The sequence below is a fragment of the Herpetosiphon giganteus genome (assembly GCF_016907925.1).
GTDB classification, from domain to species: domain Bacteria; phylum Chloroflexota; class Chloroflexia; order Chloroflexales; family Herpetosiphonaceae; genus Herpetosiphon; species Herpetosiphon giganteus.
In genome coordinates, this window is sequence record NZ_JAFBCZ010000006.1 from 148,394 (window position 1) to 170,195 (window position 21,802).

General features: G+C 51.4%; 17 protein-coding genes and 1 pseudogene. 13 read left to right on the top strand and 5 right to left on the bottom strand.

Annotation, left to right across the window (positions count from 1 at the left end; translation table 11 throughout):
• Positions 1-151: 151 nt before the first annotated feature.
• From JOD20_RS07520 to JOD20_RS07530, 3 genes are all read left to right on the top strand, one after another.
• Positions 152-1,117 carry a 50S ribosomal protein L11 methyltransferase gene (locus JOD20_RS07520; protein ID WP_204754675.1) on the top strand — a complete coding sequence of 322 codons (966 nt, stop codon included), beginning with the start codon at positions 152-154 and terminating at the stop codon, positions 1,115-1,117.
• The gene (locus JOD20_RS07525) at positions 1,117-1,860 is read left to right on the top strand and encodes a 16S rRNA (uracil(1498)-N(3))-methyltransferase (RefSeq protein WP_204754676.1); all 744 of its coding nucleotides are present in this window, start codon (positions 1,117-1,119) and stop codon (positions 1,858-1,860) included. The genes JOD20_RS07520 and JOD20_RS07525 overlap by 1 nt, the downstream gene beginning before the upstream one ends.
• A 146-nt stretch (positions 1,861-2,006) precedes the next feature.
• On the top strand, positions 2,007-3,425 hold the full coding sequence (locus JOD20_RS07530) for a S41 family peptidase (RefSeq protein ID WP_204754677.1): 1,419 nt from the start codon (positions 2,007-2,009) through the stop codon (positions 3,423-3,425).
• A 44-nt stretch (positions 3,426-3,469) separates the two neighbouring features.
• On the opposite strand, the gene JOD20_RS07535 is transcribed toward JOD20_RS07530, so the two are convergent.
• The 4 genes from JOD20_RS07535 to pepF form a co-directional block, all read right to left on the bottom strand.
• The gene (locus JOD20_RS07535; protein ID WP_204754678.1) at positions 3,470-4,648 is read right to left on the bottom strand and encodes a copper amine oxidase; all 1,179 of its coding nucleotides are present in this window, start codon (positions 4,646-4,648) and stop codon (positions 3,470-3,472) included.
• A 10-nt stretch (positions 4,649-4,658) separates the two neighbouring features.
• Positions 4,659-5,423 (bottom strand): hypothetical protein, encoded by a 765-nt coding sequence (locus JOD20_RS07540; protein WP_204754679.1) that lies wholly within the window; start codon positions 5,421-5,423, stop codon positions 4,659-4,661.
• Positions 5,424-5,600: 177 nt separating this feature from the next.
• Complete coding sequence (locus JOD20_RS07545) at positions 5,601-6,704, bottom strand: aminopeptidase (protein WP_204754680.1); 1,104 nt, start codon at positions 6,702-6,704, stop codon at positions 5,601-5,603.
• A gap of 60 nt (positions 6,705-6,764) precedes the next feature.
• Positions 6,765-8,576, bottom strand: a complete 1,812-nt coding sequence (pepF, locus tag JOD20_RS07550) for an oligoendopeptidase F (protein ID WP_204754681.1) — start codon at positions 8,574-8,576, stop codon at positions 6,765-6,767.
• A 232-nt stretch (positions 8,577-8,808) separates the two neighbouring features.
• Here pepF and JOD20_RS07555 point away from each other — a divergent pair, with 232 nt between their 5' ends.
• The 7 genes and pseudogenes from JOD20_RS07555 to JOD20_RS26970 all read left to right on the top strand — a co-directional run.
• A complete protein-coding gene (locus JOD20_RS07555) occupies positions 8,809-9,321 on the top strand; it encodes a hypothetical protein (RefSeq protein ID WP_204754682.1) in 513 nt (170 codons plus the stop codon).
• A 22-nt stretch (positions 9,322-9,343) separates the two neighbouring features.
• Positions 9,344-9,838, top strand: a complete 495-nt coding sequence (locus JOD20_RS07560) for a hypothetical protein (RefSeq protein WP_204754683.1) — start codon at positions 9,344-9,346, stop codon at positions 9,836-9,838.
• A gap of 104 nt (positions 9,839-9,942) precedes the next feature.
• Complete coding sequence (locus JOD20_RS07565; RefSeq protein ID WP_204754684.1) at positions 9,943-10,923, top strand: ABC transporter ATP-binding protein; 981 nt, start codon at positions 9,943-9,945, stop codon at positions 10,921-10,923.
• A complete protein-coding gene (locus JOD20_RS07570; RefSeq protein WP_204754685.1) occupies positions 10,920-13,208 on the top strand; it encodes an ABC transporter permease subunit in 2,289 nt (762 codons plus the stop codon). The genes JOD20_RS07565 and JOD20_RS07570 overlap by 4 nt, the downstream gene beginning before the upstream one ends.
• Positions 13,209-13,278: 70 nt before the next feature.
• Positions 13,279-15,363 (top strand): CHAT domain-containing protein, encoded by a 2,085-nt coding sequence (locus tag JOD20_RS07575; protein ID WP_204754686.1) that lies wholly within the window; start codon positions 13,279-13,281, stop codon positions 15,361-15,363.
• A gap of 423 nt (positions 15,364-15,786) precedes the next feature.
• Positions 15,787-16,356 (top strand): hypothetical protein, encoded by a 570-nt coding sequence (locus tag JOD20_RS07580; protein WP_204754687.1) that lies wholly within the window; start codon positions 15,787-15,789, stop codon positions 16,354-16,356.
• A gap of 258 nt (positions 16,357-16,614) precedes the next feature.
• Positions 16,615-16,914, top strand: a pseudogene (locus JOD20_RS26970) (YbaN family protein); the annotation flags it as partial.
• Between the two features lie 4 nt (positions 16,915-16,918).
• Here the strand turns inward: JOD20_RS26970 and JOD20_RS07585 are convergent.
• A complete protein-coding gene (locus JOD20_RS07585) occupies positions 16,919-18,298 on the bottom strand; it encodes a replication-associated recombination protein A (RefSeq protein ID WP_204754688.1) in 1,380 nt (459 codons plus the stop codon).
• A 41-nt stretch (positions 18,299-18,339) separates the two neighbouring features.
• On the opposite strand from JOD20_RS07585, the gene JOD20_RS07590 reads away from it, so the two are divergent.
• The 3 genes from JOD20_RS07590 to JOD20_RS07600 all read left to right on the top strand — a co-directional run bounded on the left by JOD20_RS07590 (position 18,340) and on the right by JOD20_RS07600 (position 21,634).
• A complete protein-coding gene (locus tag JOD20_RS07590) occupies positions 18,340-19,596 on the top strand; it encodes a PQQ-dependent sugar dehydrogenase (protein WP_204754689.1) in 1,257 nt (418 codons plus the stop codon).
• A gap of 314 nt (positions 19,597-19,910) precedes the next feature.
• Complete coding sequence (locus tag JOD20_RS07595) at positions 19,911-20,495, top strand: putative pterin-binding protein (protein WP_204754690.1); 585 nt, start codon at positions 19,911-19,913, stop codon at positions 20,493-20,495.
• Positions 20,495-21,634 carry an STAS domain-containing protein gene (locus tag JOD20_RS07600; protein WP_204754691.1) on the top strand — a complete coding sequence of 380 codons (1,140 nt, stop codon included), beginning with the start codon at positions 20,495-20,497 and terminating at the stop codon, positions 21,632-21,634. Before JOD20_RS07595 ends, JOD20_RS07600 begins: the two co-directional genes overlap by 1 nt.
• Positions 21,635-21,802 lie beyond the last annotated feature (168 nt).

A 21,802-nucleotide genomic window follows, 5' to 3' on the forward strand; every position in this document is an offset into this window, starting at 1 on the left:
GGATGAGGGATGAGGGATGAGGGATGAGGGATGAGGGATGAGGGATTTTTGCGACTTTGAATTATTTTGGATTACTAAAAAGGCCTGAATACGTGAGGAATGAAATTCATCCTTCATCCCTCATAATTCATCCTTCTAAACAGGGGTTTTTATGCAGTGGCTCGAACTGAGCGTGACCGTCGATACCGAAGCGGTCGAAAGCGTGTCGGAATTATTTGCCCAATATGGCTATAACGGTGGCGTGGCAGTCGAAGAGGCCATCATCCCATCGCTCGACTCGCCAGAATATCAAATTGATACCAACAAACCAGTGATTGTGCGCACCTACTTGCTGGCCAACGAGCAAGCAGCCGATGCTCAAACCCACATCGAACGCGGTTTGTGGGTGCTTGGCATGATGCGTCCGGTTGGCGATTTGCAGGTTAAAACCATCGCCGAAGAAGATTGGGCCAACGCTTGGAAAGAGCACTATCGCACTCGCCGCATCGGCCAGCGCTTTGTAATTGTGCCTTCGTGGCTGCAACACGAAGCTACTGAAAACGATGTGGTGCTGAATCTCGACCCAGGCATGGCTTTTGGCACTGGCTTGCATCCCACCACCCAACTCTGCCTCGAATTGATGGAATTGATCGAGTTTAACAACACGACGGTGCTTGATCTTGGCTGTGGCTCGGGGATTTTGGCGGTTGGCGCGGCCAAACTTGGTTCGCAACGGGTGTTGGCCTTGGATACCGACCCAATCGCGGTTGAAGCGACCGCCGAAAATGCTCGCATCAATCATTCCGAAACCTTGGTAACCGCCTTGGAAGGTAGTTTGGGCGATGCGCCCTTAGAACACTGGCTTGGCTGGGAAGGCGCGCAACTTGGCACGCCGCAAAGCTATCGCCATCACAACGAGTTTGATGTGATTTTGGCCAATATTTTGGCCAAAGTGCATGTTGTGTTGGGTAATGATTATCTTGCGGCGCTCAAACCAGGCGGCGTGCTGATCACCTCAGGCATTATCAACGAGCGCGAAGCCGATGTGGTAGCAGCCTTCGAAGCCGTTGGCTTAGAGCAAGTTGAACGCCGCACCCAAGGCGATTGGGTGGCCTTTACCCATCGCAAGCCAGCCTAATGAAAAATACCTATCGCTTTTTTGTGCCAGCTGAGGCCATTCAAGGCGAAGCGTTGCATGTGAGCGAGCGTGAGCTGCTGCACCAATGGAACAATGTGCTGCGTTTGCGCGTTGGTCAGCATATTGCGCTGCTCGATGGCCTTGGCACGGGCTATATTGCCGAGTTGGTCAGCTTGAATAAGCGCGAAGCTCAAGGCCGCATTTTGCAACGCTATGCAGCCAATGGCGAGCCAAGCATCAACGTCACGCTCTATCTGGCCCTAACTCGTGGCGAACGCTTCGAAATCGCCTTGCAAAAATGCACCGAATTGGGCGCAACTGCGTTTGTCCCCTTGCTCTGCGAGCGCTCGCAAGCTGATGTTACGCCAACCAAACGCGAACGCTGGCAGCGGATTATTCGCGAAGCCGCCGAGCAAGCTGGCCGTGGGCGCTTGCCAATCTTGCACGCAGCCCAAACCGTGGCCCAAGCCTTGGCTCAAGCTCGTGGGCATTTGTTATTGGCCGAAACTGGCCAAACGATGGCCTTCAAGGCTGCCTTAGCTTTGGAGCCACGCGCCGAGCTAGCGCTTTGGAGCGGCCCCGAGGGCGGTTGGACTGAAGCGGAGCTTGAAGCCGCCAACCAAGCGGGCTTGATCAGTGTTAGTTTGGGCACGCGAATTTTACGCGCCGAAACTGCACCAATTGCCGCGTTGGCAGCGATCATGTTTCAATTCGATCAGTGGTTTAGCCCAAATTCGTGCTAGCATGAACCATAGCCTGAGAGGTAATGCCGCGTAAACTTACCCATTTCGATTGCTAATGCCAACCTAACCTACAAGCAGTTGCTTAAGTTGTACACTGCATACAGGCTGGCTTAGCCTAGGTTAAATTGCTTGAAACGAGGTTTTCTATGAGCGAGTTCCAGCCCAGATCGGGCGGTTCCGCAACCCAAGCAGCAAAGCTTTGGGTTGTATTGGGTGGGATTGTTGGTGTCTTGCTGATTGTTGGCATCGCCCTTGGCGCTGGTTTTTATTGGGGTAGCTCATCGAAAGAACAGGCGCTGATTACTGCCAATCAAGCAGGAACAAGCGATACGTCGAATGCGTTGCAAGCAACGCAAATGGCTGCTCCCCCAGCCAATGCAGACGAAAATTTTCAGACCTTTTGGGAAGTTTGGAATCTGGTTAATAAAGAGTTCTATCATACTGAGCCAATCGACGAGAAAAAAATGATGTATGGCGCAATTCGCGGCATGCTGCAATCGCTCGGCGATGATTTTACCGGTTTTCAAGAGCCAGAAGCCGCTGAACGCTCACGCGAAGATATGCGCGGCAACTTCGAGGGCATTGGAGCCTACGTCGAATATAAAGACGGCCAGATTATGATTGTTTCGCCAATCGAAGGCTCGCCTGCTGAAAAAGCCAATGTGCGCGCTGGCGATATTGTCGTGGCAGTCGATGGCAAACAAATTAGCGAAGTTATCGCCAACCTCGAACGCGATCAAGCTTTGGCTGAGGCGATTAAGCTGATTCGCGGCCCCAAAGGCTCGCAAGTCGTAATCACGGTTTATCGCACCAGCGATGAAAAACAGCTCGATATTTCGATTGTGCGCGATACGATTCCGTTAATTAGCGTGCGCTCAACCATGATTGGCGATATTGGCTATATTCAATTGAGCGAGTTTAAGCAAACATCCTACGACGAAATGGATCAAGCAATTGCCAAACTCAAAACCAATAATCCCAAAGCGATTATTTTTGATTTGCGCAATAATCCTGGCGGCTATGTCAATCAGGCCCAAAACATTCTTGGTCGCTTTACCAAAGATGGCGTGACCCACTATCAAGAAAATAGTGATGGAACTCAAAAAGAATATCGCACCTTGCAACAGGGCGATGCACAAGAATTATTCGATCTGCCAGTGGTTGTATTGGTCAATGGCGGCTCGGCGAGCGCCTCGGAAATCGTGTCTGGTGCAATGCAAGATACTAAGCGCGCAACTTTGATTGGCGAAAAAACCTTTGGTAAAGGTTCAGTCCAAAGCGTGCATACGCTCAGTGATAAATCGGAAGCGCGGATTACAATCGCCCATTGGTTAACTCCTAACAAGCGTGCAATCCACACGCTGGGAGTTACGCCCGATTATGTCGTGCCATTCTCCGATGATGCAAGCCAATATCCAGTTGAATGTATTTTGAATCGCACGCCAGCAGATGGTGCAACTGCCTGTGCTGATTCGCAATTATTCTGGGCGCTGAAGTTCTTGGACGAACAACAAACCCCACCACCACCACCAACCCCAACCATTACGCCAACGCCTGGTAAATAGGCGACAAAAACGCCCGCTCAAGCTCTGAGCGGGCGTTGGTTTTTTTAGCGTTGTTGGCTGGCGTATAAGTCGCGGGGAACCATCTGGAAGCTGCTCCAGTGGGCCGACATTAATGGGTCATCCTCGTCGCGGGGCAGGTGATGGAAGGTCATTCCATACCAAACGATTGGGTCGACCAAGGTTTGGTTATTGACAAAACCACTAACATCATCAGCGCAGGTGTTGCCATCGTTGCGCGAAGCCCAGCGTTCGCAGGGGTTGTTTTCGGTCACATAGACATCGTTCTTGGTCCATGGCTCAAACGAAGGGCCACGGAACACATGATCGGAGTTGCCAACGATGTCGTATGAGATTTCGTGACCATCGCTATTCAAGACCGTGCTGTTTTTGACGCGCCATGAGCGGAAATTTTCAGGGTTGACTTGAGCGGCGGTTTCAGTGGTATAGGGTCGTACTTGTAAGCCACGTTGGGCAGTGCCACTTGAATCGAATTCGATTTGCTCAACGACGTTATTGCTGTTGCCGCCAAGTGCAAAGTCGATCCGCCAGTAGTAATTGTGAACGTGCGATGTGCCATATTGGCAGCTACTCGCATCGATCTTCCAGCCATATTTGGCCACATTGGTACATTTTTGCAATTTACCAGTTGCGCCGATGCCTGGCTCAATCGTGGCATCATCGTGGAAAATCCATTGGCTAACATAGTTATAGGCACCAATGTGCGAAACTGAGCGCACCACCAAGGCTGAGCCTTGCTTGACTTGGGCATAATATTTGTAGGCATAGCCAGTTGGCACGACCGTAGCACACAGCACATTGCGCCCATTATTTTGCAGCAAAGTTCCATCGGGGCAATCGGCTGCCGTCATGTTATTGAGGTGGCCGCCACCCAAGCCATAATCTGAGAGGTCGTGGAAGCGGGCGGTGTTATCGTCGTATGGGACGTGAATTTGGGCCAAATTAATTTGGTTGATAATCGAGATTGCGCTGCCACCTGGTGGGGTGTAGCGGATGCCGCGCAGCACAATGCCTTCGCTGCTGCGTTCTTCCCAACATAAGGCCCAGCTGGCCCCGTTTTCCAAGGTTTTGTTAATCGTAAAACTACCACCAGAACAACGGTCGCGGGTTTGGGCATTGGCTGCTTGCTGCGAGTTTGTGCTAAGCAGACTGGCCCCAATTAATAGCATGCCAAGCAGCATGCCCCAACGTGCTGAAAGCTTCATCGCCAGGCTCCTAACGCTTCAAACTAACCACAAGGCCATTCGAAAGATCAACAATCGGGGTGCTCTCAACTGCCCATTCATTATCGGCGCTGAGCAGCAATTGCACGCAGCGATTTTGTTGGCAACTGCGCAAAACTGCGGCGTTATCAACTTGTGGCTCGGCAATATAGACGAAGCCTGCCGTCTGGAATTGGCTAGCCTGGGTCAGGCTTTTGCCTGTCAAGGCTTGATACTCGCCGCGCAACTGTGGCCCAAAGGTGGGGTGATCCAAGACCAATTGCAGGGCGCGCAAGGTTTCGCGATCGGTTGGGTGGGGTTGGCTGCCTCGTGCTTGATCAAGCAGATCGACCTTGCCAGTGCTGAGGTTGACCAACACGGCCACCAAGCTGTTTTTGGCATAATCGAAAATCAGCACATCGGCGCGGCGTTGCCATGTGCCCTTGTTGTAGACAGCTTGAATTTCTTCGTGGCGTTCGGTTTTGACGAATTCCAACTGGGCATCAGCAGGTACGGCCTTGTTTTCGACCACTTTGCCGCGTTTGGATTGCCATTCGTTGAGCGCAATCTTCTGGGCTTGCTCAATTTCGGCCAAGGATAAAGGATCATAGCCTGAGCGATTGTTCTGGGCGGCGATTTCGACCTTGCCAGTAACCGTGTTCGGGGCGGCGGTGGCCTGCGGATCACGCCGCAGATAGACGATCAGCAGGGCGACCAACGCGCCGCATGTGAGCCATGCAACGTTTTTGAGCACTGCCCGTGAGCGAGATACGACCATCGGACTCTCCTTACAGCAGAAATGGTTCAATAATCAAGCAGCCGCATTGCGATGGGCGTTGGGCCAGAAACCAACATAACCCAGAACTTGCGTCACTGCCTGAATCATAGCCTAAAGGGTATGAACACTGCTGTTCATACCCTCGAACATGCTTAAGTTGGAAGAATAAGGGAAGGTTTAGACGACGAATGTGCCGTTTTTCTCGAACAATTGGCCATCGACATAGACTTCGCTATTTTGGCGCAAATCGCAAACCATATCCCAGTGGATTGCCGATTGGTTTAAGCCGCCAGTTTCAGGGTAGGAAGCGCCGAGTGCCATGTGGATTGTACCACCCATTTTCTCATCGAATAAAATGTTGCGGGTGTAGTTTTTGATGTTGGGGTTGGTGCCAAAGGCAAATTCGCCCAAAACCCGTGCCCCAGCATCAACATTCAACATTTGCTCAAGGAAATCTTGGCCGCTCTTGGCTGTTGCCTTAACAACTTTGCCAGCTTCAAAGGTCAATTGTACATCTTCGACTTCGCGTCCATTATAGATCGCTGGGAAGGAGAAGCGTACAATCCCGTTGACATTATTTTCTTCTGGGCCGGTAAAAAACTCGCCATCAGGGAAGTTGGCATCGCCAGCACAATTGACAAAACTGCGTCCGGCAATTCCCAAGCGAATATCGGTGCCTTCGCCCACAATATGCACTTCGCGTTTATTGTGCAAGAAATTAATCAAATGCGCTTGTTTGTCGTGCAGTTCTTGCCACTTGGCGATGGGGTCGGCTTCGTTCAAGAAGCACACGCCATAGACAAAATCTTCAAAATCGGGCAAGCTCATGTTAGCATCTTGGGCCAAGCCCTCGGTTGGAAAGAGCGTGACACACCAGCGAAAATCGCCAGCATGGGTGCGCGACATCAATTTGCCCATCAATTCGCTGCGTGATTTTTGATACACCGATTGGCGCTCAGGATCAACCTGCGAGAGTTCGCGGGTGTTGGTTTGGGAATCAATCCGAATTCGCACATCGGCAGTTTCAATCCCCAAGCGATCGTAGGGCGAGATCCATTGTAACTGCTGATCGTTGCCATGATTGAGCAAAATTCGCGAGATGCCAGGCATAACCGTGTGGACAACTGGATTGCCACCGACCAGCAAAATTTCGCGATACATTTCTTTGATCAAGGGTGCGGCAGCTGGTTCGCTTTGCAAAACCACCATTTCGCCTTCTTTGATCTTCATCGAATAATTGACCAAGGTATGGGCCATTTTGACCACCCGTGGATCGGCCATGTCAACTCCTTACACAACACAACTCGCCCTTCACACCGAAGAGCGAGCATTGAACTATGATTAAGCAGTTAATTCATCGAGTTTGGTCACCAAATCGCCGAAGCGGTTCATGGCGCGATGAATTGGGTCTGGCGTGGTCATATCGACCCCAGCGCCCTTGAGTAGGTCAATTGATGATTTGGAATTGCCACCGCGCAAGAAGTTGACATAGTTTTCAGCTGCACCAGGGCCTTCGGTCAAAATCTTGTCGGCCAAGGCCAGCGCTGCTGAAATGCCAGTCGAATATTGGTACACATAGAATGAGCGATAGAAGTGAGGAATCCGTGCCCATTCAATATCCAATTCTTCATCGAAGACCAATTCAGGGCCATAGTATTGCTCGATCAAGCGGCGATACAAGGCGCTGAGGTTATCGGCGGTCAGGGCTTCGCCTTGTTCGGCCATGCGATGGGTTTCGCGCTCGAATTCGGCAAACAAGGTTTGGCGCAACAATGTGCCGCGAATATCATCGATTTGCTGGGTGACCAATTGCAAGCGCAAGGCTGGGTCGTCGCTGGTTTTGAGCATATATTCGGCCAGTAAGGCTTCGTTTAAGGTCGAAGCAACTTCAGCCACAAATAAGGTGTAGCTGCCATAGGTATAGGGCTGATTTTTGCGGGTCAGCAACGAGTGCATCGAGTGGCCAAGCTCGTGAGCTAGGGTAAACAGGCTATTCAAGTTATTTTTGTAATTCATCAAAATGAATGGTTGCGAGGTGTAGCAACCCCATGAATAGGCTCCTGAGCGTTTATTTTTATTTTCGTAGCGGTCAACCCAGCGCGATTCAAGCCCATGGCCGAGGCTTGAGCTATACTCAGCGCCCAGTGGCTCCAAGGCGCTCAAAATTAACGAGGCCCCTTGCTCGAAATCAATTTTAGTTGGCGCAGCGCCATTCAACGGCACAAACCAATCGTAGGCATGCAGGCTGTCGATGCCCAAAATACGCTTGCGCACCGAGCCATAGCGATGTAATTTGGGCAAGTGCTCGTGCACGGTGCTGATCAAATTATCATAAACGCTCATGGGAATTTCTTTGGGTTTTAAGCTAGCATCCAAGGCCGACTCGTAGCCGCGTGCTTTGGCATAGAAAATATTGCTGCGCACGTTGGTGGCATAATTTGCGGCCAACATATTACGAAACTGGCGATAGGTGCTGTGGATGCTCATAAAGGTGTCGCGGCGAATGCGTTGGTCGGGGTTTTCCAACAACACCGAATAGCGACCCATCGTAACTTCAACGGGCTTGCCTTGATCGTCTTCAATTGGCGGGAATTTGAGGTCGGCATCGCTGAACATGTTGAAGGTGGTTTGGGCACCACGGCTAATCTCGCCGCTTTGGGCCAATAATTCCTCAACTTCGCCAGAGCGGGTATGTTCGCGCAAGCGAATTTGCTCTTCTAAGGCGCGGCGATAGACTTCGAGGGCTGGCAAGGCACTGATGTAGCCCAAAATTTGCTCATCGGAAAGCGCCAGCAACTCAGGCTCGATCCACGATGTGGCAGCGCTGGCCTTAATCGAGAGCGCGGTGGCGCGTTCTTCGAGCGCTTGGTGATGTTGGTTGGCGGTGTCTTCGTCGGCGCGCAGGCTGGCGTAGACATAAATTTGTTCGAGCACCATGCCAAGTGCTTCTTGGGCTTGAAAGACTGCCAATAACGCCTCAGGACCGTTGGCTAGGCTGCCTTGCAGGCTGGTCAAGGCTGGCAGCAAATCGTTGCTAATTCGTTCAACATCAGCCTCCCAAGCCGCTTGGTCTGCATAGAGACTACTAATATCCCAAGTGTCTTCGGCGCTTACTTCCTCGCGGGTTGGTACCTGTTCTTCAACCATGGTCATGAGGGGGTTCTCCCGTTTAATGTCAATGCTTCAGGGCTGCACCATTGCAACACTGTTTCAGCAGGATGAATATCAATCGATACAGTATGCTGATTTTAGCATAAACTGCGCGATTTGCACTACCCGACTTTTGGCTGAACTGCGGTTAATCTGCTGCAAATCTGCTGCTCCATGCGCCGTGCATTGGCTATAGTAAAGCCAGTCGAGTGATTCAAGCAAAAGCGAGGTAGTTATGCAGTATCCGAATGAGCCTGTCTTTCCCCACTATCCAAAGCCTGAGCTACCACAGGTGTTGCCAGCCCATGGCGTGAGTTGGCAACGCTGGTTTTGGCGTGGCTGGGGCTGGATCACTCTTGCGAATACAGCCATAACCATGACCCTTGGTGGGATGGAAGGATTATTGTTTTTTGGGGTGCTCGGGTTGTTGGTTGGCGTGGTTTTGGGTTTCTGGGTCAGCGTTTTTAGCACAATTGGCTTATATCAACGTGAGTTTGAGCGCCAGCCAGCCTTTTGGTTTGCGGTTCACTATACAGCGTGGGCGGCCATTGTGGTGTTGATTTTTTATTTGCTGACCTCAGCGTGGAATATCTGGAGCTTCGATACCGATCATTTTCTGATCCTAAGTGTTGAGCTGCCAATGGCATTTTTTATGCTGGCCAGCGGTTTGGTTGGCTGGCATATGCACGGTTGGTTAAATCGTCAGCAGCTTGCAGCAGCAGAAGTGCCGCCACCACCTAAAAGTTGATTGAACTAAAAGAGAGGTTACGATGGATTATCAGGTTCCTAGCAGTGAATTGGTTCAAATAGTGCGCTGGCAAGCATGGTTTTGGCGCAGTTGGCGAGAGATCATTCTTGGCACGGGTCTCATCAATGGGGTTTTGGTTATGGTGACTATTTCTGGAATAGACATATCGCTCATAGATCCCTTTTTGTTTTATGTTGTGCTTGGTGGATTGATTGCGCTGGTTTTGGGTTTTTGGGTGAGCGTTTTCACCACGATCGGGTTGTACAAACGTCAAATTAAGCGTGATAAAACATTTTGGTTTTGTCTCTACTATGCGATTGGGGCGGCAATAATGGCTTTGGGTTTTGGTTCTTTGGTGCCATTTTGGGATCTTTGGTTGCTAATACCTCCTTGGTTTGGCCAGGAGTATTTCGGTTTCCGGCTTGGATTGCTCGAGGTGCACATGCTTAATTTTATTGTGGCCAATGCCTTAGCTGGTTGGCGAATGCAGAGTTGGTTAAAACAAACTGGGCACTAGCAGCACAATTGGACTATCGTAGGCTTGACAAGCAAGCGTTTTTGCGGTCTGGTATTGGTACGCCCTTTTTTCATGATGGTGGCGGTTTGGATAGGAGTTCTGCAATGATTGTTGCTGAAGAGTTACGCAAGCAATTTGGAGATTTTCACGCTGTCAAGGGCGTTTCGCTTGAAGTTAAGCCTGGTGAGGTTTTAGCCTTGCTTGGCCCCAATGGCGCTGGCAAAACCACCAGCATCCGGATGTTGGCGGCAATTCTCAAGCCAACCAGCGGGCGGGCAATTGTCGGCGGCTTTAATGTTGAAACCCATGCCCGTGAAGTGCGCCACGCCGTCGGCTTGCTCACCGAATTTCCAGGCCTCTACCATCGCATGAAATCGCTTGATTATTTATTGTTTTTTGGGCGGCTGCAAGGCATGAATGACCGCGATTGTGGCCAGCGCGCTGTTGAGTTGCTGCAACAATTTGGCCTGTGGGAAGCCCGCGAAAAACGCATCGACGGCTATTCCAAGGGCATGAAACAAAAGCTGGCCTTAATTCGAGCCATGATCCACGATCCCAATATTTTGTATCTCGACGAGCCAACCACCGCCATGGACCCACATTCGGCGCGCACGGTGCGCGATGCGATTGCTGGCTTGCGCTCGGCTCAACGCTCAATCATTCTGTGTACCCACAATTTGAACGAGGCCGAAGAATTGGCCGACCGCATCGCTGTTGTCCACGATGGTGGAATTGCGGTGCAGGGCACGATTGCTGAGCTGAGCCAACAATTGATGGGCGACCCAATTTGGGAATTACGTTTGGCCCAGCCACAACCTGAGCTTGCTGCCCGCTTAGCCGATTTGCTCACGATTGAGGACGTGGGCGATAGTTGGTTGCGCTATCGCACGACCGAGCCGCATGCGCTTAATCCAAGCCTGATTCAACGGATCAGTGGTTGGGGCTGGCCGTTGCTCTCAATCAACGAAGTTCAGCGCTCGCTAGAAGATGTGTATCTGACGATTGTTGGTCAAACCCACAACGAACGGGTTCGCAATCAGCCTGCGCAGCCAAACGCTGCTGCGGTAGCCGAGGTAGCCGTATGAGCAATCAGGCCCTGACCATTACGCGGCGCGATTTACGCGATACGCTAAGCGATTGGCGTACTTTGATTCCGCTGTGTATTCTTTCGGTGCTATTGCCGCTGATTTTGCGGTCGGGCGTGGCCCAGGCAGTGAGTTTTCTTGACGATGAATTTATCAGTCGCAGCTTAGTGCCACTTGGTTTGTTGATTGCTGGTTTCTTGCCGGCCTCGCTTTCCTTGATTGGCCCGCTGGAATCGTTTGTTGGCGAACGGGAACGCTCAACCTTAGAATCGCTTTTGGCGATGCCGATGAGCGATCGCGGCTTGTATTTGGCCAAGTTTTTTGCTGCCCTGCTGCCACCAGTTGGTTCGTCGGCAGTGGCAATGGTCATTTATAGCTTGGCGATTGAACTAGGCCGGCCTGTGCGCATGGCCTCGCTGCCAAATCGCGTCTTTTTGAGCGAGTATCTGACCAGCGCTTGGATTCTGGGGATTACGGCGATTTTGCTGATTAAAGTCTTCACCATGGTTGCAGCAGCGGTCTATGTTTCTTCGCATACCACCAGCATTCGGGCTGCCAACTTACTTGCGAGTTTCATTCTGATTCCAATGGCGATTTTGGTGCAGATTGAATCCTTGATCATCATTAATGGCATGGTTTTGCCAATTATCTTGATCAATGGGTTGTTGCTGGTGGTTGGTCTGACGATGGTTGGCTGGGGCATGTATAGTTTCAATCGCGAAGAATTGCTTTCGCGTGAGCACGAAACGATTAGCAAACGCAGTTCAACCCAACGTTTGAGCCAAGCAACGACCACCCATGGCCCAGTCATGACGATTTTGCGCCGTGAAGCAACCGATACCTTGAGTGATTGGCGGATTTTGATTCCGATTGGCTTGCTGACCTTTTTGGTGCCAATTGGTGCTTTGTTTGGCGTAATTTATGCCTACTCCAATGTTGATACCCCAGAAGGCGTGGTTAATCTAATTCCCTTTATTGTGTTGCTGGTGGGCTTTCTGCCTGCGTCGTTTTCGTTGATTGTGGCGCTGGAAGTGTTTGTTGGCGAGCGTGAACGTGGCTCGCTGGAATCGCTGTTCTCAATGCCAATTAGCGATGGTCAATTGTATCGTGGCAAGTTGTTGGCGGCGATTGTTCCGCCAATTGGGGCCAGCCTGATTGCGATGCTGTTATTTGGAGTTGGCCTGAGTATTTTTGCGCCAACTGCCTTGCTTGGCCGGATCGACCTTGCGATCTTTAGTCAAATGGTATTGCTGAGCATTGCCCAGGCCTTGGCAATGGTTTCGGCAGCAGTCGTAATTTCATCGCATACCAACACCGTGCGCTTGGCCAATTTATTAGCCAGCTTCATTTTGGTGCCAGTAGCAATTATGGTGCAGCTTGAAGCAGTGCTGATTATTGGCGAACGCTATGACGTGTTGAATGCAATTATGGCGGTGATGCTGATTTTGACGATTGTGCTCAGCCGCACCGGAATTGGCAGCTTTAAACGCGAATCGATTCTGTCGCGTGAGCATTTAGCGCTGAATTTTAGCCAAATTAATCGCGCCTTGAATGCCTTCTTTAGCGAAATTCGTCCTGCTGGCACGAATCCCGATAAACATCTGCCAATGTTTCATGTTCAAACTGCGCAAGGCCCACAGCGCAAGTTTGGCGCATGGCTCAAACGCTTCTATCGCCAAGAATTGGTGGTGGTTTGGCGCGAAACCCGCTTAGCTTTGGCTGTAGTGCTGATTTGTTGTCTGGCGGCAATGATCTTTGGTAGCCAATTTACGCCAGAGAGCCAGCGCGAGCAATCGTTGGCGAATATCATGACCCGCTTGGATGTCAATCGCGGGGCATTGGTGACACCTCGATTCGGCGCTACTTTGAGCGCTAACATGTTTACAATCTTTTTTACTGGCATGTTCTCAGCGATTAGCATGGGCTTTTTTGGCTTGATGGTGCCAGCGATTAACCTGATGAGCATCTCGTTTCGCGCGAGTACGTTGGCGGCGAGCGGCGGGCTTGGGGCTAGCCTAAATTATCTGCTGGCCTATGAATTACCCCATGGCCTGATTGAAATTCCGCTGAGCATGTTTGCTGCGGCCTTGGCCTTGCGGCTGGGCGCAGCGTTGGCCTTTGTGCCGCCAACCTATAGTGCCGGACGGCATTTGCTCTGGGCTTGGGGCATGTATTTGAAAGTTTTTTGCTTGGTGATCGTGCCCGGGCTTGTGCTAGCAGGCTTAGTTGAGGTGTTGCTCACGCCAGTCGTATATCAAACGGTCTATGGCTTTTTGGCGATTTAGCCTGTTGACAAGCCATGAAGCGGCTTCGTACAATGGAGTCAGCACTTGGTACTGCTAGGAGGGTACTTTGATGGTGGCTCCTTCTGCGCTTGCGTTAATTTTGCCTGCTGGTATGCCCTTGGCAACCGCATTGATGATCGTCAATCAACGCCAAGTCGATTGGCTGGTGATTACGCCGACCCCAAATCCCAAAGAGGGCGATGCTGCGACGCTGATTGCTGTGGCTGAACTGAAGCAAAGCAATGTTTCAGTCGTTGGGGCGTTGGCTGGCATCACGGTCACGATCATCCGCATTTTTCCGGATCGCACTGCGCATTGGCAGAGCGATCCGCTTGAATCCAAACATACCGACGACCGTCGCGGCTCAGATGAGACTGGTACGGTAGCTCCGCCTCCAACAAGCCAACTGCGGGTGGTGAATGCAGCGCTGTATTATGCAGATGATCCGCCGGATTTGGTCGCTGCGACTTCGACTTTAGCGCTAGAAAACCGTTATCATTTGCGCATTAATATTGGCCAGCGCCGTAGCGATTCGCGCATAGCCACTGCTGAAGCCTTGCCAACGCCCGAAACAAGCGAGGATTTGCCTTTATTTATCAGTGTGTCGAGCAAAGGTCAGTATGTGGTGTTTGATGCACCGATGCAGCATTTGAGTTTGCCGCCAACAGGCGATAGCCAAAGCATTCAATTTAGTCTGACTGCCAACCAAGTGATCGATGATCTGCCACTGTGGATCAATATTTATTACAATTGGACTCTGCTGCAAACGCTTGAATTGCATTTCAAAATCACCCCCGTTGAGAGCGATTTGCCAGAGCCATTATTGGCACGGGTCAGCTATTCGCGCACGGCTGGCTTTGCAGATTTAGCATCAATTCGACCCAAGCAAATCAGCTGCACATTAACTGGCGATGGCGAGTTTTATCGCATGAGCGTGGCCTGGCCAACTGAAGACACGCTTCGCAAACAACGCGGCTTGAATGTGGTGTTGCCAATTAATGCGGCCAGTTTGAGCAACGAAATTCTTCAAGCCCGCAATACGCTCTACGACATTACGTGGCAGCCATCGTATCGCCAAGGTACACGCGGCAAGTTGGCCGAACGGCGCGAAAGTTTGTATCAATTGGCGGTTGTTGGTAATCGACTATATGCTGCGTTGTTTGCGCCAAGCGGCGCTACTGCCGAACAAGCTGCATCGTTAGCGGCCTTGCGCACATGGCTCGAAACAATCAGCGCTGAGCAACGCTTGCCCGCCTTGCAGATTATCCACGAAGGCATGCCCAGCGGCGTGCCGTGGGGCTTGCTTTATCCTGAGCCAGTTAACGACCCAAATAGTGTTGATTTGAGCAAATTTTGGGGTTGTCGCTATCGCTTGGAGATTATGACCAAGCAGCTGGCTCAAAATGCGCAGCAAGCGCCAAGTGCTCAGCAGCAATTGCAGATTGGCGGCGGAACCTATAATTTCCGCGTGCCGATCGCCGATAGTGTGGTTGATATAACCCAACAACACCGCGCAGCCTTACAAGCGTGGAGCGATGCGCGCGGTAATGTTGGCTTGGATCTGCGTGAGGCTGGCGATAAAACCAGCCTTGGCCCGTTATTCAGCCAAAGCGATATTGTTTATATGTATTGCCATGGTCACACCGCCAAAACCCCCGACGATACTTCGGATTGGCTGGCCAAGTTTCGCGATCAAATGGCGCGTTTGGATGAGGGTGTGCGCAGCAAATACAGCGATTTGCTCAGCCTGAGCCAAAAAGAATATCAGCCAAGCGATCCCAATATTAGCGATAGCTGGCTGAAATGGAACCAAAGCCTGTTGCCATTGCGCTTGCTGAGCCAATGGGGCCTGAAACTCGAACGCAAACCGTTGGTGATTTTGAATATGTGTGAATCGGCCCAAGTACTGCCAACCTTGAGCAGCGGCTTTATTCCCTTTTTTAGCCAACTTGGCGCACGCGGTATTTTAGGTACTGAATGCCCAATGCTCGCGCCATTTGCGGCAGCCTTTGGCCAAAAATTAATCGAACGCTTGGGCCAGGGCGAAGCGATGGGCGATATTCTGCCAGCCTTGCGACGCTACTTTATCGAAGAAGAACGCAATCCCTTGGGCTTGGCCTATACCTATTATGGCGATGCTGATGCCAAAGTTTAATGAGGGATGAAGGATGAGGGATGAAGGATGAGGGATGAAGGATGAGGGATGAAGGATGAGGGATGAAAGCCCCAGTTTCGTGGATCAATCGTTTAACGCAGAGGCGCAGAGAGCAGAGAAGCGAAGGATAAAGGATGAAGGATGAAATCCAAATCAAAAGCCCTTCGTGTAATTCGTGCAATTCGTGGCTAAAAAATGTCCTTCGTGCTCTTCGTGTTCTTCGCGGTTCCGATCCTTTGTGTGCCTTCGTGGCCTTCGTGGATCAAAATCCAATAGCTCTTCGTGGCTAAAATATAAGGATGAGGGATGAGGGACTGGCATTGGTGCTGCGACAAATGCCCATTGTTCAGAGTGTTATAGTTGGGTTGACGACGAACCTTTATTTCCAGCCAAGCATCATTTTAATTGTGTGAAGGAGTTGCTGTGAGCGATTCAACCAATCAACAAGCAGTGTTGGCCAGCCAAATTCAAACGCTGGTTGAGCTTTCGGAAGATGATTTATTTCGCAAGCTTGGGATTCAGGTTAAGCAAGCAGAGGAAGCAGATGCAGCGCAATTAGAGGCAGCGCAGGCCAACGGCGCATTTGCTGAGCCAGCTGAGATTGAAATGGGTGTGGGCAAGGATTTGCGGGTCTTTGGCGCACGCTGGTGGGCCGAAATCGAACCAAAGCTCTACAATTTGTTGTGCTCCAGCGAAAGCAGCGAGCGTAGCCAAATCTTGGCCCAACTGCCTGAAGCCAAGGGAGGCACAGCAACGGCGGTTTCTGGTGGTGATAGTGGCAATGCTGCTGCTGACAATATCGCCACGGCCTTAGCACCATTATTAATTGGCCTCTTGCCCTTCAATTTGCCAATTATCGCCTCGGTTGGCGCGACGATTGCTGCCAAAATGATTTTGAGTTCGGGCCTGAAAGTCACTTGCGAGATGTGGCAAGAATCGATTGAAGCGCGCGAAGCTGCTAAAGCCAAAACCGAAGCCAAACCTGCTGAATAAGATCGCTTCCCTCAACCCAACCCCTCGCCCGTCCAACGGGCGAGGGGCTTTCATGCAGTGGTTTTCCGGCAATGCGGCAGTAAAAACGGCTGCTCCCCCTCGCCCGCGTTCAGTGGGAGCGGGGGCTGGGGGTGAGGGAAGCATCCATTTTTGCTTGCCAAGGGTTAGGTTATTTAAACAAATTAGCCAACAAAAGTTACGGAAGTTCGGCCCAAGCAGCGCTATAATATCAAGAGTATCGATTTAAGGATTCGTGGTATGACATCAATTCGTAAGTTCCTTTGGATAAGTCTTGGGACTTTTTTCTTGATATTAGGCGTAATTGGCATTTTCGTGCCGTTAATTCCAACCACGGGGCCGTTATTGGCCTCGGCGGCGTGCTATATGCGTGGTTCGCAGCGTTGGTACAACTGGCTCATGAGCAATCGCTACTTGGGCAGCTATATTCGCAATTTTCGCGATAAACGCGGCATGCCCTTGCGGGCTAAGATTGTCACATTGCTCTTGCTGTGGCCAACCTTAGCCCTTTCTGCCTGGCTAAAGCCGATTTGGTGGCTTTGGCTCATTCTTTTGGCGGTGGGGATTGGGGTGTCGTGGCTGATGTGGAAGCTTCCGACGTTGCAGCTTGATCCTCAGGGTAACGCCATGCCAAGCGCTGCTGAACCCGCGCCTCATAGCCATGATCTGTCGGGTAGTAGTAGCGATGCCCAGCTAAATTCGGCGGTAGATGCTCCTGTTCAACCTGGGCATCTTTGAAATCGTGGGCATATTGGTAGCCCGATCCATAGCCTAGCCCCTTCATCAAGCCAGTGACCGCGTTGCGCAGATGCAGCGGCACTGGTTCGTTGCGAGTGGCCTCTACATCGTGAATGACCGCACCATAGGCTCGATAAACCGCATTGCTTTTCGGTGCTTGGGCCAAATAGACCACTGCTTGGGCCAAGGCCAACGCGCCTTCACCAGTGCCCATAAAATGCACAGCCTGCTGGGCTGCAACACAAATGCCCAACGCCAGCGGGTCTGCAAGGCCAATATCCTCGACGGCCATGCGAATCACCCGCCGCGCCACATACAGCGGGTCTTCGCCGCCTTCAAGCATACGAGCCATCCAATATAACGCGCCATCGGGGTCGCTGTCGCGCACCGATTTGTGCAAGGCCGAGATTGCGTCGTAATGCAATTCGCCGGTTTTATCGTAGCTGACGTTGCGGCGTTGATAGGCCTCAACAATCGCTTCCAAATCAATCAGCCGTTGGCCGTTTGGCTCGGTCACTTGGGTTAATGCTGCTGCTTCGAGTGCGGTCAAGGCTGCGCGGGCATCGCCGCTGGCCAAATGGATGAGCATATCGCGGGCTTCAGGGCTGAGTTGCACCCGCTGTTTGCCTAAGCCGCGTTCGTTATCGCTCAAGGCTCGTTCAATAATCGCCTCGATTGCTTGATCTTCTAACGACTCCAGCACAATGACCCGACAGCGGGAAAGCAAGGCACGGTTAATTTCAAACGAAGGATTTTCGGTGGTTGCGCCAATTAAGGTGACAGTACCATCCTCAACCGCTGGTAGCACTGCATCTTGCTGGGCTTTGTTCCAACGATGAATTTCATCGATAAACAACACCGTGCGCTTGCCATACATGCCGCGGCGCTCGGTGGCCTCCTTAACCACTTTGCGCAATTCAGCCACGCCTGCGCTCACTGCCGACAGTGGCTCGAAATGTGCCGAAGAAGCCCCAGCGATAATCCGCGCCAGCGTGGTTTTGCCAGTGCCAGGCGGCCCCCACAAAATCAGCGAAATCAATTGATCGCGCTCGATCAGGCGGCGCAACAAGCGGCCTTCGCCGACAATTTTGGTTTGGCCTTCGTATTCGGCGAGGGTGCGAGGCCGCATGCGTGCTGCTAGGGGCGCATCGTTGCTTTGGCTCGCTTGATAGCTAAATAAATCCATGAGTTGTGATACCTTTCTTATGATGATGTTTTGGAGGTACCATGCGCAAATCTCTGCTCCTGATTAGTTTGCTTGGTGTGTTGGTAGCCTGTGGCGAGCAACAAGTCGATGCGCCAATCGCGCCGACGAGTGTGCCACTCACCCAACCAGCTGGCAGTTCCGCCACGCCGATTGCTGAAGCAACAGCAGTCATTGTACCAAGCCCTGAGCCAACAACAAGTGCTGGCAAACCAGCGCCCAACGCGCCAACCGAAGTGGTTGCGCCAACCAATCCAATTAGCTTGCCCGATGGCTTTGGCATTAGCGTGTTTCAAAGCAAATTGACTGGCCCACGCATGCTGACGATCGGCCCCGATGGTGCGATTTATACCGCCGAACGCGGCGAAGATCGGATTGTGCGCTTGCCCGACCGCAATGCAGATGGCTTGGCTGATGGTGTTGAGGTGATTGCTGATGGCTTCGATTCGCCATCAAGCATGATTTTCGACCAAGCTGGCAATTTGTATGTAGCTGAAACCACCAAGGTGATCAAATTAACCCAGCCTGATGCTGAAGGCAAATTTACTCAGCGCCAAACGATCATCGATGGCTTGCCCGATGGCGGCCACAGCACCCGCACCTTGCTTTTCAACGCCGACGAAAGCAAACTCTACGTAGCAGTTGGCTCATCGTGCAATGTTTGCGACGAAGAAGATGCGCGCCGCGCCGCCGTGATGGAATACGATCCCGATGGCAGCAATGGCCGAATTTATGCTAAAGGCTTGCGTAACGCCGTCGGCATCACCTGGCGACCTGGCACCAACGAATTATGGGCTACCAACAATGGCCGCGATATGTTGGGCGACGATCAGCCACCAGAAACGGTGAATGTTGCCACCAGCGATGGCTTGGATTTTGGCTGGCCGCGCTGTCATTCAGGCCGCATCGCCGACCCTGAGTTTGGCAAAGATGCCAATGCTTGCCAAGGCGTTACGCCGCCAGCAGTTGAGATGCAGGCTCACAGCGCCCCGCTTGGCCTTGCGTTTGGCAATGGCAGCAACTTCCCCGAACACTACCAAAGCGGCCTGTTTGTCGCCTTCCATGGCTCATGGAACCGATCAACCCCAACTGGCTATAAAGTGGTGTTTGTGCCAATTACCGACGGCAAAGCTGGCAACGCCCAAGATTTTGCGACTGGCTGGTTGACCGATGCAGGCGCGGTTTGGGGTCGGCCAGTTGACGTAATTATTGGCCGCGACGGCAGTTTGTATATTTCAGATGATGCTGGCGGGGCGATTTACCGCGTCTTTGCCAAGTAGTCGCGTCTTGATTTGCTTACCAAGGGTTGTTGCATAACAACCCTTTTTTGTTTAAACCACAGCTACACTAGCAACAGGCCAAGCTCGGCGCTACGAGCATTTAACTGTAAAAAATTATTGCTGTGCTTAATCCCCTTTATGGTGGATGAATGCGGTTCAACTATTCACAACCGTGGGGGATAAAGGCTAGTGCAAGACAAGACTATGGGCATTTTGCACAAATTGCGAACTTGACGTAGCATAGATACAAGAGATCGATTGTGCAAGATTGCTTTACACTCTGTCGTTCGCTGTTGGTTTGAGGAGGTCGCTGCATGCGTTTCGCGCTTCGCCCGTGGGTTCGCCTTTTGGTTATCAATCTGTTTATTTTGGGCAGCCTGGTTGCTTGTGGCCAAACCACGGCTGATCCTGCTAACGCCTACACGGTGGTTAATCCTGCAACCATTAATGCTGGCGATCCAATTCCCGCCCCCAGTTCTGAGGTTGTTTTGAGCCTCAGCGGCCTGATTGGCCAAACCAATAATGGCCAGCAGCTTGATTTCAGCATGGAAACGCTCGAACAGCTTGGCGTGGTGGAATACACGCTTGCTGATCCATTCTTGGGTCGAACCGTGACCTACCAAGGGGTGTTGATTAGCAGCATTTTTGCTGCGGCCAAGGTTGAAGATACGGCCAAAACGGTCAAAGCCATCGCCTTGAACGACTACAGCGTTGATATTCCGATCGATGAATTGCGTACTATGCCGGTAATTTTGGCAACCCGCTTGGATGGCGAGCGCATGGCAGTTTCGGATAAAGGCCCCTTGGAAATTGTGTTTCCATACCACGCCTATAAACTTGAGCACGAAAAATATGTGGGCATGTGGATCTGGCAGTTGCGGAGTATGGAGATTAAGTAATGCAGCCTCGCCGTTGGATTCAACGATTGGTGCTCGCAGGCACAAGCTTGATCTTTTTGATCTTGCTTGTGCTCTTGGGCTTTAATTTACAAACCTTAAGTGTTGCCAACCGCTTCTTCACGCTTGATGGCGGCATTTGGAACCCAACCCAGCTTGAGCGCGAAATTTTGCGCCTGCGGGTGATTGCCAATGAAATTAGCATGGGCACGCCCAATTTAGGCAACGAGTTTGTGCTGCGGCGTAATTTAGTTGGCAGCCGCATTAACATCTTGAGTGATTTTTATCGCGTTGAGCGCGAAGATCAACGTAGTTTGCTCGAACGTAGCTCGTTTGAAGTGATTAAGCGTGATTTCTTTACGCTCGAAACGCAGACGCGACTTAATATTTCGACCAATTCGTTGCAGCAATTAATTCCAGTTTTAAGCAATATGGAAACCAATGCGCGCACGATGGTCAACGAGCGTCGTCAAATTGTCGATCGCGCCGCACAATTTCAACGCCAATCGCTTGAACGATTACGCATCACGCTCTTATTTATTCTTGGCGGGATTATTATTCAAGTGCCGATTTTCTTTTTACTCAGTCGGCGGCGTTTTGATACAACCCTGCAAAAAGCCTATAGCACCTTGCAAGAACGCTCGAGCGCGCTTGAGCAATCGCAGCACGAATTGGCTAGCTCACACGCGCTAGCACAGCAGCAAAATGAGGCTTTGCAACAAACCTTGGCCGATTTAGAAAAAAGTATGGCCGAACGCAGCGTTTTGGAAACCACCGTGCAGCGCATGCAGTTTCCCATTATTCCGTTGCGCAATCGCATGGCGATTATGCCGGTCATTGGCAATTTATCCAGCGAGCGGGTCAAGATTGCCACCGATTCAGCGGCACAATATGTGGAAGTCAAACGCATCAAAGTGCTTTTGTTTGACATAACTGGGGTTTCGGCGATTGATCGTTCAGCAGCGGCGAGTATGCATCAACTGTTGCAGATGTTGCGCTTGCTTGGTTGCGAGCCAGTCTTGGTGGGCGTAACACCCGAGGTTGCCGAAGAATTAGTCCATACTGGCCTCGCCCAACATGGCTTGCAAACTTACGCCAATTTGCAACAAGCAATCGAGGCCACGGCGAAAACGCTGGAGTAAAGAGTAAAATCAAAAATCAGAAGTCAAAAATCAGAAGTCAAATGAGGGGTCAGTGGGCAGGCAGCTGTAGTAACCGCGAAGAGCGCTAAGAATGCGAACGGGGATCTAAGCGAATCAATAGCAGCAAAATTTAACGCAGCGGCGCAGAGCATTAAAATATGTGCTCTG